Consider the following 16664-nt stretch of genomic DNA (forward strand, 5'->3'; position numbering starts at 1 on the left):
AGCAGTTCAAATGCGGGCACTGCGGTTGGGAAGGGGATGCGGATTTTAACGGTGCGAAGGTGATTGCGCTCTTGGGGGCTGCCGTAAACCAGCCTGGAGGTTCGTGGTTGGCTTGCCAACTGCAGGGCTACCAAAAGCCCGCCCTGTACTGCGAAGCAGTCAGGGTCGGGTAGTTTACGAATATTCTGCTTCGCCTCTCACCTGATCCTGCCGGACCTGTTCCCGCTCCCGGTTAAGGCGGGCCACCTGGGCTTCCAGATCTTGGATACGGTGCAGCAACTGTTCGATAGCCCGTCCCACTGGGTCAGGCATGAGATGGTGATCCAGGTCAATGCCATGGGCGGGGATGCGGCGCTGATGGGGCGGGATGACCGCACGGCCTGGGATCCCAACCACCGTCATGCCGGGAGCTACATCCTGAATCACGACCGCGTTGGCTCCGATACGAGCTTTTTCCCCAATGCGAACCGGCCCCAGAATCTTTGCCCCCGTGCCGACAATCACCCCATTTTCCAGGGTGGGATGACGTTTGCCCTTGTTCCAAGAGGTACCCCCCAAGGTGACCCCGTGGTAGAGGGTAACATCATCGCCAATTTCTGCCGTCTCACCGATCACCACCCCACAGCCGTGGTCAATGAAAAAGCGCCGCCCAATCTTGGCTGCCGGGTGGATTTCAATCAATGTGAAAGAACGAGCCAAGAAGCTGAGCAGCCGCGCTAGGAAAAACCAGCGCCGTTTCCACAGCCAGTGGGCGATGCGGTGCAAAAACAGAGCATGCACACCGGGATAAGTGAAGATGACCTCCCAGCGATTGCGTGCTGCCGGATCCCGATCGAAGACACAATCAACATCCTCCCAAAATTGCTGCCAGAACCCCAGTTTTGGCTCCGGCTTGCCAGCAGGGAGAGAATTGCCCTCCCCCGTTTTGGGGCTTTCCACCGCCGACTGCTCGGCCTCCGTCAGCATGAATGGTCTCCGTTTAGGAACCTCCACTCCCCTTTTAGCACTTTTTGCCGGCAGCAAGGAGAGATCTCCAATCGCGCCAAGGGAGCTCCTCGCGCAACTCTCCACTGGGTCGAGCTCAAGCAAATTGCCTTCTGCCCTAGCCTTTACTCAACTGCTGAGCCACCAGTTCTCCAATGGCTTGCGCGGCTCCCGGCCTTCCCCCCAGCCGCTGCAGTTCTGTCTGCATTTGCTGACGGCGCTGGGGATCTTCCAACAGAACTCGCATTTGTGCGGCCACGGCCACCGGGCGCAAGTGGCCCCGCAACTCCGGTACCACCTCTCGCCCTGCCCAGATGTTCGGCCAAGCCAAGTGGCCCAGCCAACGCAGAGCAATCCTATTGAAGACGCGGGCCAGCCAAGTGCCCAAGCCCGGAAGGTGGGTCAACAGGCCGAGGATCCCATCCCAGGCGCGCATTGCCTCCAGCTTGTTGGTAGGGATCACCACAACCATCGGCACCCCCAAATAGGCCAGCTCGGCGGTGTTGGCGCCAATGGTGGTCAGACAGAGATCACAGTTGGCCAGCACAGAATAGGCAGGGAAGCTTGTCCACAATTGCACCGTGCTGCCAAAGGGGGTAACAAACTGGGATCCCAGATTGGTCTGCTCCAGAATGGCTGAGGTGCCATAGATCAAAGCCATATCGGGATTGAGCTTGGGATGGGCATAGGCTGCCAACGACTGGGGGGTTTGTCCTGGGGCCACCGGGATCACAAAGCGGACATTCGGCAGCATCTGTCGCAGCTCATCGGCCACAGCCAACACCAATGGCACCCCCAAGGAGAGCTTGGCTGGCTTGGAGCCTGGGAGCAGCCCCACCTGATAGTGGGTGCGGTTCTCATCGCTCAGACGCTGCCAGCCGCGCGGTAGCAATTCTTCAAAGGCCTCCGGCCCGCTTACGCGAAAGGCCTCCGGCCCGCTTACGCGATCGGTGAAGCGGTTCCCCACTCTCTCTGGCGCAGTTCTTACAGGCTCCCCCTCGCCGATGGAGCTGGGAGATGCATCTTGGAGCAGGCCAAAGGCTTGGGTTGGGGAAGAAAAGCCTGCCGTGGGTTTGGAGGCAGCGGCAGGAGATCTGCTGCCAAGCCAGCCGGAAAGGGGCACCCCCGGCAAATAGACAGCGCTGGCTACGCCATCCGCCATCAAATCCCCGACAACGTGCATTTTGTGGGCCCAAGGGTGGCCCAGCAGCCGTCCGCCATCGTAGCGGCGTTTGATTGCCTCGGTTCGCACGGCGAAAGCATGTACCCAAGGCCGCCAACGGGGTTGATGCTCAGCATAGACCACCAGCCGATAGCGCAAGCGGCGAGCAATCCAGACGGCAAAAAACTGATCTCCCCCCAGGAACAGCACCACCCCTCGCTTGGCCCAATCCCAGGCTTCTTCGGTTTGGCCGGTAAGCAAAAAAGCCAGAAAAAAATCGGGATCCTGCACCCGATCCACATCGATGAACGCTTGGGCTATCTTCATCTCCTGCCCGGAAGCATGAGGGCAGGGGGACAGCACCAGGGAGAGGCGTGCCTGAGGCAGTTGCTGGCGCAATTCCATCACCACCGGACGCACCCAGGTGGTCAGCTCTCCAGGGCCGTTTGAGAGAATAAGAATGTCATAGAGAGGCTCACCGCTGCTCAGTGGGGCCATCGGAGGCTGGGATCCTGCAATTAATCGTCTCATTCTACCGTTTGCCCATGGCCCTGGGCCGATTCCTGCCAGTCCGGAGATTTGTCGGGATCCCTTCCCAAAGAGGCAGCCCCAGCGTCGGCTGAGGGGCAAGGCGTTCTTCAGAGAGGCATCTGGCCATGCGAGAGGCCAGGGGATCCCTCAGGCCAGCAGGGACCCGCCGATCATCCCCGCCAGCAGAATAAACCCTTGCACCACATTTTGGCCGAAGATGGCCAGGTACAAGGTGGGAGAGGCATTCCTTTGGTGGAGCTGCCAGGTTTGCCGGCCCCAGAGGACAGTGACGATGGCCAAGCTGACAAAATAAACTCCATGCAACCGTAGGCTGAGGCCTACCCCCAACAGCGCAATGGCAGTGCCCAAAAAAAATAGCCCTACCGCCGTCGGCGTCCGCTGCCCGAAAAAACGGGCGCTGGAATGGATCCCGGCCCGCTCATCGTCCTCCCGATCCGCAAGAGCATAGACGGTATCAAATCCCAGGGTCCACAACACCGTGGCCAGCCACAGCCAGCCCAGCCCCTCTTCCCACAGGGGTGTGTTGGCATCTTGGCCGCTCACCGCCGTCCAACTGATGAGCACGGCAAATCCCCACGCCAGAGCCAGCACCAACTGCGGCACCGGAAACACCCGCTTGGCCCCCGGATAGAGCAGGATCACCGGCACCGCCGCCACACAGAGGGCAAAGCTAACCGGGTTGAGAAACAGCGCCAGCCCTGCCGCACAGGCCAAACTCACCACCGCCATCAGGATCCCGACGCCAACGGTCAACTCCCGGCTGGCCAACGGGCGATGGCGGGTGCGCTCCACCAGCGGATCCAAATCTCGATCCCAAAGATCGTTGATGACACAGCCTGCCCCACTGGCAGCCAGGCTGCCCAAAATGATGATCCCGACCAACGGCCAAGGGGGTGTTCCCCGTCCGGCCAAAAAAGCTCCCCACAGAGCCGGGATCATCAAAATCAATCGCCCTGCCGGCTTGTGCCAGCGCAACAGCCGCAGAATGGCTCCGCCAGTGGCCCAGAGTGCAGAAGGGGAAGCAGACATAACCGGTTTCCGGCCAATCGCGACAGCGGGACGGAGTCCTTAAAGCGTGAGTTGCCGTTCGCGGGAGGGGTGCAGAGCACCATGAGGCGTGGGTAGGGGCGGCTCCACATTAGAGATCTTAAATCAATCATCCTGAATTGCAGGTTTTTGGAATCCTTTCGGTTCCATTCGCCGTCTCAAGGCCCTGTGCAAGTCAGTCCGCCCCTGTTCTCTTTATTGGCCTGCCCTGGAAGTTTGATATCCTATCGGGGGGCTGCTGTTGACGGTGGCGGCACTTGCCCTTCTCACCCTGTGAGGCTGTTATCGCTACGTGACGCTTCCGCGTTCGTGACGGCGGTGCGGAGCACTTGCGTGCAGGCGCAACGGAGTTCTGTATGGAAGCAACCCTCTCCATGACCGGTCCACTTCCTCAAGCCAAGGAAGCTGCTTCCCATCTGGAGACCCTGCTGGTGGTGGATGACGAGGATGCCATTCGGGAAACGGTTGCCCTGGCTTTAGAAGAACAGGGATATCAAGTTTTACAGGCCGCCGATGGTCGGCAAGCCCTTGAGGTGGTACATACGGCTGAGCGGCTGGATTTGATGATCCTGGATTTGATGTTGCCCAGCTTGAACGGTCTGGATCTGTGCAGGCTGCTGCGCAGGGAGGGCAACACGATTCCCATCCTGATGTTGACGGCCAAAAGTAGCGAAACCGACCGGGTGGTGGGCTTGGAACTGGGGGCCGACGATTATCTGACCAAGCCCTTCGGCATGCGGGAGCTGATCGCCCGCTGTCGTTCGGTGTTGCGTCGGCAACAACTGGCCCAAGCCAGCGATGCCACGGTGCTCCGCTACGGGGATCTGTGTATGTTTACCCAGGAGTGCCGCGTGTTGGTGCGGGGCGTCGAGGTGAGTTTTTCCCCCAAAGAGTTTCGCCTGTTGGAGCTGTTTATGTCCAACCCCCGCCGCGTTTGGACGCGGGAGCAGCTTCTGGAGCGCGTCTGGGGATCCGACTTCATGGGCGACAGCAAGACCGTCGATGTACATATCCGCTGGCTGCGGGAAAAATTGGAGCTGGATCCCAGCAACCCAGAGTATTTGGTGACGGTGCGCGGCTTCGGCTATCGCTTCGGCTAGTCTTTTTGCTGGCCACGCCACCGGCGGGCAAAAGAGAGCGCCTCGGCACGAGTTTGAATCTGCCCCCAAGCCTGCGCCTCCTGGAGGTCTTGCAGCAACTGGCCTACCCAGGGGCCGGGTTTGGCCCCCAAGCTGTGCAGCAGATCGCGGCCATCCAGCAGGGGCACCAGATGGGCCAGGGGATCCTGGGGGTCTTCGTAGCGTTTGAGCCAAGACTCCAGCTTTTGAGGGTCGCCGCCCGTAGCCACCGCCAACAGCGCCAGGCCACCGAACAGGGATCCCGCCTGTTGATAAAGCCGCCACTGTTGCGCAGGGGTGGGGGAGTCCGTCAGGAGAAGCTGAAGCTGAGGCAGAAGATGGTGTAGCTTTTGGATGGCCCGCATTTCCGCTCGGCTGAAGCGCAGCCGCTCCAGCTCGGTTTCCACCCTTTCTGCCGTTCGCGTCAGCAAGACAGAGTCCTCAGTTCCCGCTGGATCCCACAACAAGGCCGCCAGCACCACTGCCAACAGCCTGCCGCGCCCTTCGCGTGAGGATGTCAAGGGCTGGGCCAGCTCTGCCAGCGTGCGGGGATAGAGCGGTTGCCAGCGCCCGGCCCACTCCCACACCGCCTGAGCTTGAGGGAAGCCCGGACTTTCCGGCTTCAGGTGGGGCAGCCAAGCCTGCAGCAACCCCGCCGCCACCGCCGCCTGTAGGTGAGCCAGCCCGGGGATCCCTGCCTCCAAGAGGGCCACTACCTCTGCCCGCACTCGTTCTGCCGCCACGTTGGCCAAAAGGGGGGCCCGCTCCCGGATCGCCTCTTGCGTAGCCGGATCCAGCCCAAACCCCAGTTGAGCTGCCTGTCGATAACCCCGCAACAGCCGCACCGGATCGGCGCTGAGGTTGTCGGGGTGGATCATGCGCATCCGGCCCTGGCGAATATCGGCTTGTCCGCCCGTGGGATCCAGCAGTTGCTCCCGTTGCAGATCCAAGGCCAGGGCATTGCAGGTGAAGTCCCGCTGCTCCAGATCCGCCTCAGGGGTGGATCCCACCTGCAGCCCCACGTCCACGGTCAACTTTGCCAACACAATGCGGGCAATCTGCCGTTCGGGATCCAACACCACAAAGCCTGCCCCCAGCCGTCGCGCCACCCCTGCCGCCCAGCCCACGGGATCCACAGCACACATCAGATCCAAATCCACTGGTGCTAAAGACCCCATCCCGTTGTCGCGAGCGGGATCCCCAGCAGCACGGCCCTGCAGCCAAGCCAGGTAAGCATCCCGCAGGGATCCCCCTACCCAATAGCTTTTCTGCGGCAGCCACTCTTGGGGGAAAGGCAGCCGTTGGTAAAAATAGGTCAGCAGCCACTTCGTCAGCAAGGCTTCGCTCGGGCTTAGGGTCATTCCCAGTCAAAACTCCATGAAGATGAGACACCTGGGGTGGTAGGAGAACGCTTCTGGGGGTATGAAGTCAGCGTCCTCGTCTGGTCGCGTCAGCGTTGCAGAGCAACAATGAGCAGAGCAACAATGAAATGCCTGGCGTTCTTCCCTACCGCTCCAGCAGCGAGCTGCCCACAGCAGCAGGGACAAAGGCAGGAGCTGCCAAGCCCGGAGTGAGCAGATGAGGCCGCACCAGCGCCGCCAAGCCAGCAATGAACAGAGGGTCGGTATTTAAGGCGGGCACACGGCGAAAATCGGCAATCCCAGCTCGATGGGCCAGTTCCCGATACTCGATGTCGATCTCCTGCAGGGTCTCGATGTGCTCCGACACAAAGCTAATCGGCACCACCAGCAACTGTTTCACGCCTTGGGATCCCAACTCCAGGATGACCCGTTCGGTATAGGGTTGCAGCCACCGCACCGAACCCACCCGGCTTTGATAGGAGAGGGTGTGGTCATTGGGGCGTCCCACCTGCTGCCAGATCAGCCGCACGCAGGCTTCCATTTCCCGTTGGTAGGGATCCCCGGCCTCGGTGACATAGCTTTCGGGAATGCCGTGGGCGCTGAACAGCACATGCACCCCTTCGGGCTCGGCAAATCCATCCAACTGTTCCCGAATTGCTCTGGCCATCGCCTGCACATACTGGGGCTGATCGTACCAAGAGTAGATCTGGCAGCGCTCGATGTGGGCCAGCTCCGGATCCTCAGCCCAGAGCCGATCCAGCAGCTTAAAGCTGGATCCCGTCGTGCTGATGGAATACTGCGGGTAGAGCGGCAGCACCACCAAGCGGGTGATCCCATCCGACTTGATCTGCTGCACCACCGACTCGATCAACGGATGCCAGTAGCGCATGGCCACATACACCGGCACATCGTAGCCCTCGGCCACCAGGTGGGCCTGCAGTTCTCGCGCTTGCTCAGCAGTAATGCGCCGCAAGGGGGATCCCCCCCCAATGGCCGCGTAGTTGCGGCGGGATTTTTCGGCCCGCAGTGTGGAGATGGCCCAGGCGAAGGCCCGCTGCAAGAAGGGAAACGGCAGCCGGATCAGCTCGGGATCGGCAAACAGATTGTAAAGAAAGGGCTGCACATCAGCCTGGGTCTCTGGCCCCCCCAAGTTCAGCAGGAGCACGCCGCTTTTGGACATAACAAAGCTCATTGCGTTGGCGGTGCGGAGCACCATGTTCTTCTTTATCCACTGTAGGGGCTCTTATCCCCCAGCGGGAAAGTGACCTTAAGTTTTTTTGCAGTCTTTCTCAGCTTTCCCCTCACCCCAGGAGAAACCACCCGATCGCAATCTCACCCAAACCCACAAGTCCGATCTGGGGACTCCGTCCCGCTGTCGCGAACAAAGTCCAAAAAGGGATCCCCGCCCACAAGGGGATCCCCGGCATCAACACCCCATTGCCGCTAAGGAGCAGAGCGCTGTCAGAACTCTTGACCGCGGTAAACCCGCTGCAGGGCCGGAGTGACGGGGTAGCGATCAATATCGGCCAGGCTCAACTTCAAGCGCAGCGTATTGAGAAGTCTCCAGTAGGGGGGCACAAAAGCCTTTTCAGGGATGGGTTGGACGGCAGGAGAAGGATCCCCAGGTCGGGCAACCGTCTCCATGGGGCAGCCGCGGTAGCGGAGCGGACGGGATCCGAGGTGAGCTGAGCGCAGATCTCGGCTGGGATCCACCGTCAAGCCGCGAAACTGGATCGCCCCCGGACGAGAGGCTTCCCGATAGCGCAGATAGCCAGTCCACACCTGAGCAATCCACTCCGGCAAAGCTTCAGGCCGAATGTGATAGCGCTCCGGCAACAGACGGTCGTTGAGAAAACCCATCAGCCCAGACCAAACTTGCCAGAGAAAAGCTCCGACAACGCCAGCAGCGGGAGACAATGAAATCTTCATGGTGGAAGCTGAAAAATGTAAAGAACCCAAAAAACCGCTATGCAGCCAGGATTTGCCGTTGATTATACCAGCCCAGATGCATCGGAACGCTCACCCTGAACCTTTTGGCCTCGAGTTTTTCTGCTCACTGGAAAGCAGAAGCCGGCTTGCGGCCAAGCGCGTTGAGCCACCCAAATCCATCGACTACAATAGGCCCAAGGCTTGGGTGTTGCTTTCTCTTTCCGACCTGTAGCTTGCGGGGATCCCAGAAGCGCACCGACAAGCCAGCTCCAGTAACCATTGCACCTATGGGGATCGACGGATTATGACCTGGCGCGGCGACATCACTCCCATCAATCGGCTGTGGGGATCTCTTCCCTACCTTTTGCCTTTGGTATCGGCTCTGCCCTTGGGCTTTTTGCCCTCTGGGTTGTTTCAATCTCTGCCAGGGCTGATCCCCATTTTTGCGCCTCTGTTTCGTCTGGTGCCCCTGGCCACGGGCTGGCTGGGAATGGGGGTGTCTTTGGCTCTCCTGTTCCTGGTGATCCGCAACACCCGCGTAGCCCATTTTGTTCGCTTCAACACCATCCAGGCGCTGTTGCTCAACATTGCCTTGTTCTTGGTGCAGGTGCTGATGCAGGTGTTCGGCATGCTCTTCGGCAGCCTTGGTCTGGCGGCGATGGTCAGCATTTTGGCCACCACAGCTCTCTTGGGGGTGATTGCCATCACCGTCTACGCCTGGGTGCAAAACATTCGCGGCCACTACGCCGAGGTGCCGGTGCTCTCTGATGCCGCCTATGCCTGGATTCGCTACTAGTTGTCAAGTCCCTGCGGGTCTGGTTGCCGATTTGCCGACCTCATCGGAGCCTAAGCCAACTCTTCAGCTCTCAAGGATTGTGGGAGGCCGGGGTGCCATCGGATTCGAGTTCTAGTCGCGCCAGCAGGACAGAGTCCTTTGTTGGGCAAGCCCTCACCCACCTGGACGCCTCTGGCCGAGTACAGATGGTGGAAGTAGGAGATAAGCCCACGGTTGCCCGTTTGGCCACTGCCCAAGGGCAGGTACGCATGTCAGAAACGACTTTGCAGGCTATTCTGGCCGGTCAAGGGCCCAAAGGAAATGTGGTGGAAACGGCCCGCCTGGCCGGGATCATGGCTGCCAAGCGCACCGCCGATCTAATCCCGCTGTGTCATCCTCTCCCCTTGAGCAGCGTCACCGTGGATCTGAATCCGGATCCCCATCTGCCCGGCTTTCTGATCACCGCTACAGTAAAAACCAACGCCCAAACAGGGGTGGAGATGGAGGCTCTGACGGCTGTTTCCGTGGCCGCCCTCACCCTATACGACATGGCCAAGGCCCTGGAGAAGACGATGGTGATCGAAAACATCCGGCTGCTGCGCAAGTATGGGGGGAAGTCTGGGCCTTTCGAGGCAGAGGATCGGGATAACGCCGAGAAATGCTGAAAGCTTTGCAACAATCAGAGAGGGGTGTTGGGCTAGGGTTGTTGGTGGGCATTGGGGTGCTGCTCTGGCCCATGCTGCGCCAGGGCTATCCCATGACTCACTCCACTCACTTCAACCTCAGTTGGGCCTTTCAGTATCAACGACAGTTTTTCGGCGGGCAGTTTTACCCCCGCTGGCTGGAGTATTCCAACTTCGGCTACGGCAATCCTACCTTTGCCTTTTACCCCCCTCTGTGCATGGTGGCCCCTCTGCCGTTTCGCCTGCTGGAGCTGGATATGCCCGGATCCCTGGTGGCCAGCATGGGCTTGGCGATGGCAGTCTTTGGCGCAGGGCTGTATGCCCTTCTCCGGCAACTCATCCCCTGGGCTTGGGCTCTGGTTTTGGCTCTGGCGGGTATGGCCGGCCCCTATTGGCTGGTGGATATCTATCAACGGGGGGCAATGGGGGAAGTGTGGGCCATTGCTGTCTCTCCCTGGATTTTCTGGGCCTCAGTCCAGGTGATCTGCCGGCCCCAGTCCCTTTGGCCGATTGTGGCCTTAGCCATTAGCTACGGCCTGTTGGCCCTATCTCACTTGCCCACTTTGCTGGTCTTTACGCTAACTTGGCTGCCTCTGCCTTGGGTGCTGGGCCGCTGGGATCCCCTCTGGCCCAGGGTGGGGCGCTGCTACTTGGGGTTTGGGCTGGGGCTGGGGTGGACGGCGTTTTATCTGCTGCCAGCCTTTTGGGATCAGCGCCTCATCCAGGTGGAGTTGGTGAATTTTGTCGAAGAGTACATGCCCCAACATCGCCTGATGCTGAGTGGGCTGACCCGGCTCCAGCCACAACTGACGCAGCACTGGTTTGAAAGCGGCCTGGTAGGGTACTGGATCTGGATGGTGGCCGTTGTCTTGGGTGTTGGAATCCTGATTCTCCCAACTTGGCTGGCCCGCAGGACAAGGGGGATGACCCCGATCCATTCCGTTCGCGCTAACGAGACGGAGTCCTTTGATGCCTTGGGATCCCATGCTCCCCTGGCCAAAGCGATCCTGCTCTACAGCTTGGGGGCCAGCTTGGTGGCCCTGCTGATGATGACGGATTTGCTGGGTTGGCTCTACGAGTGGATTTTGCCCCTGCGGCGCATTCAGTTTTCTTGGCGCTGGATGGCGGTGACGGCGGTAACCGTGCCCTGGCTGTTGGGATCCCTGGCCGCCTGGGGGTGGGGACAAAAGGGCTTGAGGATCCTCTTGATTGTGGGGATAGGTCTGGCCATGGGGATACAAAGCTGGCAGGGCTGGCAGGTCTTGTCCAGAGCCAGGTTTGACCCCCAGACCATCCAAACTTTTCAAGAGCTGTCTGCCGCCAAGCCATTTCCCAATGAGCCCCAGCAGCGACCGGGCATCGCTTTTCTTCACTGGCACTGGATCTTTCCCGATGGGCTGGCGCTGGTGGATGTGCCGGAGTACCGACCTCGCCAAGCAACCCTGCCCATGCCGCCCCCAGAGGTGGATCCGCTGCTGCGGTGGCAAGGCGACATGGTGAACTTTGGACGAGAACAAAGCGATCTGGAGCCACTGTTGGAAGTGGAGCAGTGGCGCTATGGCTACCGTCGTTTTCGGGCCGTTAACCCCACCGATCAGGATCAATGGGTAGTCCTGCGCACTTTTTACTACCCTGCTTGGCGGGTACAGGTGGATGGTCGCCTCACGTCTGCTGAGCACAGCGGAGTGGGGCTGTTGCAGGTGCGGATCCCGCCGGGGGATCATCGCGTGCAGGTGCGCTATCTGGGTACTGCAGCCGAGTGGATGGGGTGGATCTTGACCGGCCTGACGGGGGTGCTGCTGGTGAAGGTGCGGCGGCTGCTTCGTTTGTTGAATTTGAACGGAGCGCAGAGACAAGACACTCCAGAGGAGGCAACAGCATGCTGAGTCGGGTGGCCGATTCCATCTACTGGCTCAACCGCTACGTGGAGCGCGCCGAGAACATCGCCCGCTTCATCGATGTCAATCTCAACCTCATCCTAGACTTGCCCAGCGGTCCCGCCCAGCAGTGGGATCCCATCGTCTACACCACCGGGGATCAGGAGCTGTTTTACCAGCGTTATGGCCAGGCGACCCAAGAAACGGTCATCCAGTTCCTGGCTTTTGATAGGGATTACCCCAACTCCATCCTTTCCTGTTTGCGGCTGGCGCGGGAAAATGCCCGCTCTGTGCGGGAGGTCATTTCTTCAGAAATGTGGGAGCGGGTCAACCGCTTTTATTTGATGGTCAAAGAAGCGGCTCAGCAAGGCCCCCACCTGAGTCAGCTCCATGATTTTTTCACGGAAGTGAAGCTGGCCAGTCACCTATTCGCCGGGGTGATGGATGCCACCATGACCCACGGGGAAGGTTGGCATTTTGGCCAGATTGGCCGTCTTTTGGAGCGGGCAGACAAAACGGCGCGCATTTTGGACGTTAAGTATTTTATCTTGCTGCCCTCTCTGCAGTACGTGGGCACGGCTTTGGATGAGTTGCAGTGGATTGCTTTGCTGAAGTCGGCCAGTGCTTATGAAATGTACCGGAAATACAGCCGCCAGCACCGCATCAATCCCAGAGAGGTGGCCTCTTTCCTGATTTTGGATCGGCAATTTCCCCGCTCCATTCAGTTTTGTCTTATTCATGCGGATCGATCCCTGCACCAAATCACCGGCACCCCAGCCGATACCTGGCGGGATCCCAGCGAGCGAGCTTTGGGCCGCCTGCGTTCTGAGCTGGACTACCTAACCATCGACGACATTATGGAGCAGGGCTTACATGAGTTTCTCGACAAATTGCAGCTACAAATGAACCACGTTGGCGATTGCATCTACGAAACTTTCTTTGCCATTCGCCCCTTGCAACCGTCTGAATCCTCTCTACTCTCTCAACGTCAAGCCCAACTGACATAAACGGCCTCGACTCTAAATGCAACGAGAAAAACAGGACACCTGGCCAATTGGGCTGGATCGGCAGCCGACGGGAGTAGATGAGGCAGCCTTTATTGCCGCCAATGCCACACTGATCGGCGATGTCCAACTTGCGGAAGCGGTGAGCATCTGGTACGGGGCCATCTTGCGGGGGGATCTCTCGCCCATTGTGATTGGCCGCCGCAGCAATATCCAAGATGGAGCCATTCTGCACGGGGATCCCGGACAGCCGACCCTGGTTGGCGAGGAAGTGACCGTAGGCCATCGAGCGGTCATCCACAGTGCCCACATCGAGGGGGGATGTCTGATCGGGATTGGGGCCATTATCTTGAACGGGGTCACCATCGGGGCAGGCAGCATGGTGGGAGCTGGAGCAGTGGTCACCCGGTCTGTGCCACCCCACTCTTTGGCGGCGGGGATCCCGGCCAAGGTTATCCGCACCCTCACCGAGGAAGAGGTCGAGCAACTGCGCCTTCACGCCCAGCACTACGTGGATTTGGCGCTTCAGCATGCCAGCCGCTTTGGCCGGTGGAGCAGAGGTTCGGGCGAGCGGCTCTGAACCTATTTTGCCAGCCGTCTCTCAACAGCCGGGATCCGCGCAGAGCACCCAGGTATCTTTGCTGCCGCCCCCCTGGGAGGAGTTCACCACCAGAGATCCCTTCTTGAGGGCGACGCGGGTCAGCCCCCCTGGGTGAACGTAGATCTCTTTGCCGTAGAGGATATAGGGCCGCAAGTCCACATGACAGGGCTCCAGACAGGGGCCTTCTCCCCGATCCACCAAGGTGGGCACGCGAGAAAGGCACAGGGTGGGTTGGGCGATGTAGTTGCGCGGCTGGGCGCGGATTTTCTCAGCAAAAGCAGACCGCTCTGCCGGTGTAGCCTGGGATCCCATCAGCATGCCATAGCCGCCTGACTCGTTGGCTGCCTTCACCACCAGCTTGTCCAGGTTTTCCAGTACGTACGCCTGATCCTTGGGATCCCAGCAGAGGTAGGTGGGCACGTTGGGCAAAATGGCCTCTTCTCCCAGGTAGTAGCGGATCATCTGCGGCACATAGGCGTAGATCACCTTGTCGTCCGCCACCCCTGTTCCCAAAGCGTTGGCAATCGCCAGCCGCCCTGACCGATAAACCTCAAACAGGCCCGGAACCCCCAGTAGAGAATCGGGGCGAAAGGCCAGCGGATCGATGAAGTCGTCGTCGATACGGCGGTAGATCACATCCACCCGCTGCAGCCCCTTGGTGGTGCGCATTTGCAAATAGCCATCTGCCACCACCAGATCCCGCCCTTCCACCAGCTCCACCCCCATCTGCTGGGCGAGGAAAGAATGCTCGAAGTAGGCGGAGTTGTAGATGCCGGGGGTGAGCACCACCACCGTTGGGTTGGCTAGGTGCGGCACCAGGTTAAGCAGAGTATCCAACAAATGGCTAGGGTAGTCGTCCACCGGGCGGATCCCCATGGTGTTGAACAGGGAGGGAAAGGTGCTTTTCATCACCCGCCGATTTTCCAGCACGTAGGAGATTCCCGACGGACAGCGCAGGTTATCTTCCAACACGTACCAAGTCCCGTCCCGATCCCGCACCAGGTCGGTGCCGGTGACGTGGCACCAAATTCTCCCCGGCGGGTTGAGCCCCACACAGGGCCGCAGAAATCCCTTGGCCGTTTCGATCAGCTCGGCAGGGATCACCCCATCCTTAAGGATCTTCTGGTCGTGATAGACATCGTCGATGAACAGGTTGAGGGCGTGGATGCGCTGCTTGAGACCCTTCTCCAGCCGCTGCCACTCGGAAGCCGAGACAATGCGGGGAATGATGTCAAAGGGGAAAATTCGCTCCGTGCCCTGGCTATCGCCATAGACGTTGAAGGTCACCCCCATTTGAAAGAGGGCCGCCTGCGCCGCCGCTTGCCGCTGCTGCAGTTCCCCTTCTTCCAGAGAATGAATGCGCTCAATCAGCGGGATCGCCTCAGGACGGGGCTGGTTACGCCCCAAAAACAGCTCGTCGTAAAACCCCTCGCCCGGGTCGTAGGCATCAAAACGCACGTCTGGGATCCCTGGAACGCTATCTTCTTCTACTGTTGGGGGCTCTGGATCTGCATAATGTGCTTTCAGCTACTTTTAGCCTGGTAAAAAGAAAGGACTCCGTCCCGCGAACAGTGGGTTGGCCAAACCAGGGGGGGAGCTCTAGGGATCCGCCACCTCAAAGGCCCATAGCCCCCGCTCAGCAGGGATCCGGTGCAACCGTCCGCTGGGAAAACGCCGTTGCAGTTCTGCCCCTTGCTGATCCCATACCCACTCGTTCATGAACAGGGTAAACGGTGGCTCCAGCGCCTGGATGGGCAACACCTCAGGGGAAAACACCGCTACCTTTTGTTCCCGTCCGGCAAAAAATTGGATCCAGCTTTGCCAATAGTGGGGTTCCCCCCAGCCGAAATAGGGGTAGGCAGCGCTGGCGGCCAGATAGAAGCGGTAGTCGGGATCCATTTGGCGAGCTGCCACATAGCGCCCGGTGGCCCCCACATCGTTGCCCTGCGTCCAGCCTTTGTGGACAAAGTCTCCAAAAATGGCCAGGTTCCACCCCCCAATCAGCAGGATTGCCCCCGCCATCGCCGCCGCCGGCAGCCAACTCCCGGCCCGGGATCCCCAGCGTTCCAGGAGACCTGCCAGCACTTGGATCCCTTCCAAGGTTAGATAGGCTACAAAGGGCAGGATCACCAGCAGGCGGGTGTAGTTGGGGGCTTTGGTGATGGCAAAGCTAAAGAGCAAGTAAAGAAACAGGAAACTGCCGATACACAGCCAGTCGTGGGGTTGGCTGCGCTTCTTGAAAAGGCGGTAGAGGCCGGATCCCAGCCCCAGCCAGATCAAAGCCCCCGTCAAGGGATCCACAAAAGCATGGCCGTAGTTGGGATAGATGTAGCCGCGGTCGTGCTGGCCGGGGTCGTTGAACATACTCAGGCCGTTGAAGATGTTGCGCCAGACCGCCTCCTCTGGCGTAGCCGCATTCACCCACATCTGTTGTAACGCCCGCCCTTCCGGGAAAAAGAGAAATTGTTGGCGAGAGTACTCGGCGCTCACCGCAGGTGCTGTGACCGTGGCCACCAGAATGGGCCCAGCCACCAGAAAAAAGCCCAGCGCCGCGGGCACCGTCAGCTTAGCCAGGACCCAGAGGGGATTAGCTTGCTTGTTTTCTCCTCGGAGATCCTCCCGGCCCAGGAGCAGGTACAGAACTCCAAACAGCAACCCCAGCAGGATCACCACCCGCCCCGGCAAATAGCCGTAGAGGGAGAAAGCCGCCGCTCCTCCCCCCAGATAGAGCAACAGGGGATTTTTTTCCCGCACGCCCTTGAGGAGCAAGGCCAGGGCCGCACACTCCACCAGCACAATCAGGTTTTCCCGCATGGCCATGCGGCTGATGCCCAGCAAGGCGTGGTTGGATCCCAAGAGGGCCGCCCCCGCCAAAGCCAGCCGGGATCCCCAAAATGCCCGAAAAAACCCGTAGGCCACCAGAATGGTGACGACCCCGAAGGCGGCATGTACCGTGCGCACATTGAGCAGCGTGACTCCCCCCATCAGCCGCGTCAGGCCGCCGAAGAGGCTGAACATGAAGCGGGGGAAATAGAAATACTCCGGCATCAGCCCAAAGATATCGGGATAGCGCACCCCTGAGGCGCGACGGGCCATGGAGGTGATCACAATCTCGTCAGTATTGATCTGAAAAGGGATGTTGGGCAGGTCGTAGAGGTAGATCGGGGCAAAGACCAACACCAACAGCCCCAGGTGCAACAGCTCCTGTTGCCAGCGCAGCCGCGTCGGATCCCAAGGGGGTTGAGCCGGGGAAAACTGCGCCCAATACAACCCCACCAGCAGGATGCTCAGCAGCCAGAGGCCAATCTGCAGCACGTGGTAGCCAAACACCCCATACCAGAGGATCAGGGCTACCCCCAAGCCCAAGCCGGATCCCAGCAGGGGCAGATACCGGGAGGTCATCACCCTATCCCAAACCGCCATAGAACCGATACGACTGGAATCAGGAACGAATCGATCCCTCTCAGCCTACCAGGCGCAAGATGCTCGACAAAACCAGAACTCAGCTAGAAATCGCAGGAGCCCCGCACTGTACCCGTAGGGTCAGTGCCGGGAGGAATGCGCTTTGATG

General features: G+C 59.8%; 14 protein-coding genes and 1 pseudogene. 7 read left to right on the forward strand and 8 right to left on the reverse strand.

The genetic code is table 11. The annotated features are described in order from the left end of the window. Positions 1 to 173, forward strand: a pseudogene (locus NW839_RS10535) (RNA-guided endonuclease TnpB family protein); the annotation flags it as partial. A 1-nt stretch (position 174) separates the two neighbouring features. Here the strand turns inward: NW839_RS10535 and cysE are convergent. The 3 genes from cysE to NW839_RS10550 all read right to left on the reverse strand — a co-directional run bounded on the left by cysE (position 175) and on the right by NW839_RS10550 (position 3727). Then, positions 175 to 966: a serine O-acetyltransferase gene (cysE, locus tag NW839_RS10540; protein ID WP_414331426.1), complete on the reverse strand. Its 792-nt coding sequence runs from the start codon at positions 964 to 966 to the stop codon at positions 175 to 177. 136 nt (positions 967 to 1102) lie between these two features. Then, the gene (locus tag NW839_RS10545; RefSeq protein ID WP_414351118.1) at positions 1103 to 2644 is read right to left on the reverse strand and encodes a hypothetical protein; all 1542 of its coding nucleotides are present in this window, start codon (positions 2642 to 2644) and stop codon (positions 1103 to 1105) included. 180 nt (positions 2645 to 2824) lie between these two features. Next, on the reverse strand, positions 2825 to 3727 hold the full coding sequence (locus NW839_RS10550) for a 4-hydroxybenzoate solanesyltransferase (protein ID WP_011434393.1): 903 nt from the start codon (positions 3725 to 3727) through the stop codon (positions 2825 to 2827). A 392-nt stretch (positions 3728 to 4119) separates the two neighbouring features. Here NW839_RS10550 and NW839_RS10555 point away from each other — a divergent pair, with 392 nt between their 5' ends. After that, a complete protein-coding gene (locus tag NW839_RS10555; protein WP_414380636.1) occupies positions 4120 to 4845 on the forward strand; it encodes a response regulator in 726 nt (241 codons plus the stop codon). Here NW839_RS10555 and NW839_RS10560 read toward each other — a convergent pair. From NW839_RS10560 to NW839_RS10570, 3 genes are all read right to left on the reverse strand, one after another. Beyond that, complete coding sequence (locus tag NW839_RS10560) at positions 4842 to 6224, reverse strand: CCA tRNA nucleotidyltransferase (protein WP_414351114.1); 1383 nt, start codon at positions 6222 to 6224, stop codon at positions 4842 to 4844. The two genes, NW839_RS10555 and NW839_RS10560, sit on opposite strands and share 4 nt — an antisense overlap. Positions 6225 to 6369: 145 nt before the next feature. After that, positions 6370 to 7404 (reverse strand): ferrochelatase, encoded by a 1035-nt coding sequence (gene hemH, locus NW839_RS10565; protein WP_414351121.1) that lies wholly within the window; start codon positions 7402 to 7404, stop codon positions 6370 to 6372. A gap of 281 nt (positions 7405 to 7685) precedes the next feature. Continuing rightward, positions 7686 to 8153 carry a hypothetical protein gene (locus tag NW839_RS10570; protein WP_414351112.1) on the reverse strand — a complete coding sequence of 156 codons (468 nt, stop codon included), beginning with the start codon at positions 8151 to 8153 and terminating at the stop codon, positions 7686 to 7688. Between the two features lie 304 nt (positions 8154 to 8457). Here NW839_RS10570 and NW839_RS10575 point away from each other — a divergent pair, with 304 nt between their 5' ends. From NW839_RS10575 to NW839_RS10595, 5 genes are all read left to right on the forward strand, one after another. Beyond that, complete coding sequence (locus tag NW839_RS10575; protein WP_414328739.1) at positions 8458 to 8949, forward strand: Tic20 family protein; 492 nt, start codon at positions 8458 to 8460, stop codon at positions 8947 to 8949. 92 nt (positions 8950 to 9041) lie between these two features. Further along, positions 9042 to 9593, forward strand: coding sequence for a cyclic pyranopterin monophosphate synthase MoaC (moaC, locus tag NW839_RS10580; protein WP_414351110.1), 552 nt, complete (start codon positions 9042 to 9044; stop codon positions 9591 to 9593). Continuing rightward, positions 9587 to 11497 (forward strand): hypothetical protein, encoded by a 1911-nt coding sequence (locus tag NW839_RS10585; RefSeq protein ID WP_414351108.1) that lies wholly within the window; start codon positions 9587 to 9589, stop codon positions 11495 to 11497. Before moaC ends, NW839_RS10585 begins: the two co-directional genes overlap by 7 nt. Continuing rightward, positions 11491 to 12495, forward strand: coding sequence for an alpha-E domain-containing protein (locus NW839_RS10590; RefSeq protein WP_414328741.1), 1005 nt, complete (start codon positions 11491 to 11493; stop codon positions 12493 to 12495). The genes NW839_RS10585 and NW839_RS10590 overlap by 7 nt, the downstream gene beginning before the upstream one ends. A 16-nt stretch (positions 12496 to 12511) precedes the next feature. Then, a complete protein-coding gene (locus NW839_RS10595) occupies positions 12512 to 13072 on the forward strand; it encodes a gamma carbonic anhydrase family protein (RefSeq protein ID WP_414351105.1) in 561 nt (186 codons plus the stop codon). A 21-nt stretch (positions 13073 to 13093) separates the two neighbouring features. Here the strand turns inward: NW839_RS10595 and NW839_RS10600 are convergent, their stop codons facing one another. Next, positions 13094 to 14551, reverse strand: a complete 1458-nt coding sequence (locus tag NW839_RS10600; protein WP_414351103.1) for a circularly permuted type 2 ATP-grasp protein — start codon at positions 14549 to 14551, stop codon at positions 13094 to 13096. Between the two features lie 141 nt (positions 14552 to 14692). Further along, positions 14693 to 16495, reverse strand: coding sequence for a glycosyltransferase family 39 protein (locus NW839_RS10605; protein ID WP_414351100.1), 1803 nt, complete (start codon positions 16493 to 16495; stop codon positions 14693 to 14695). Between the last annotated feature and the right edge of the window lie 169 nt (positions 16496 to 16664).

The organism is Synechococcus sp. R5-15 (assembly GCF_047462035.1).
Taxonomy (GTDB): Bacteria; Cyanobacteriota; Cyanobacteriia; order Thermostichales; family Thermostichaceae; genus Thermostichus.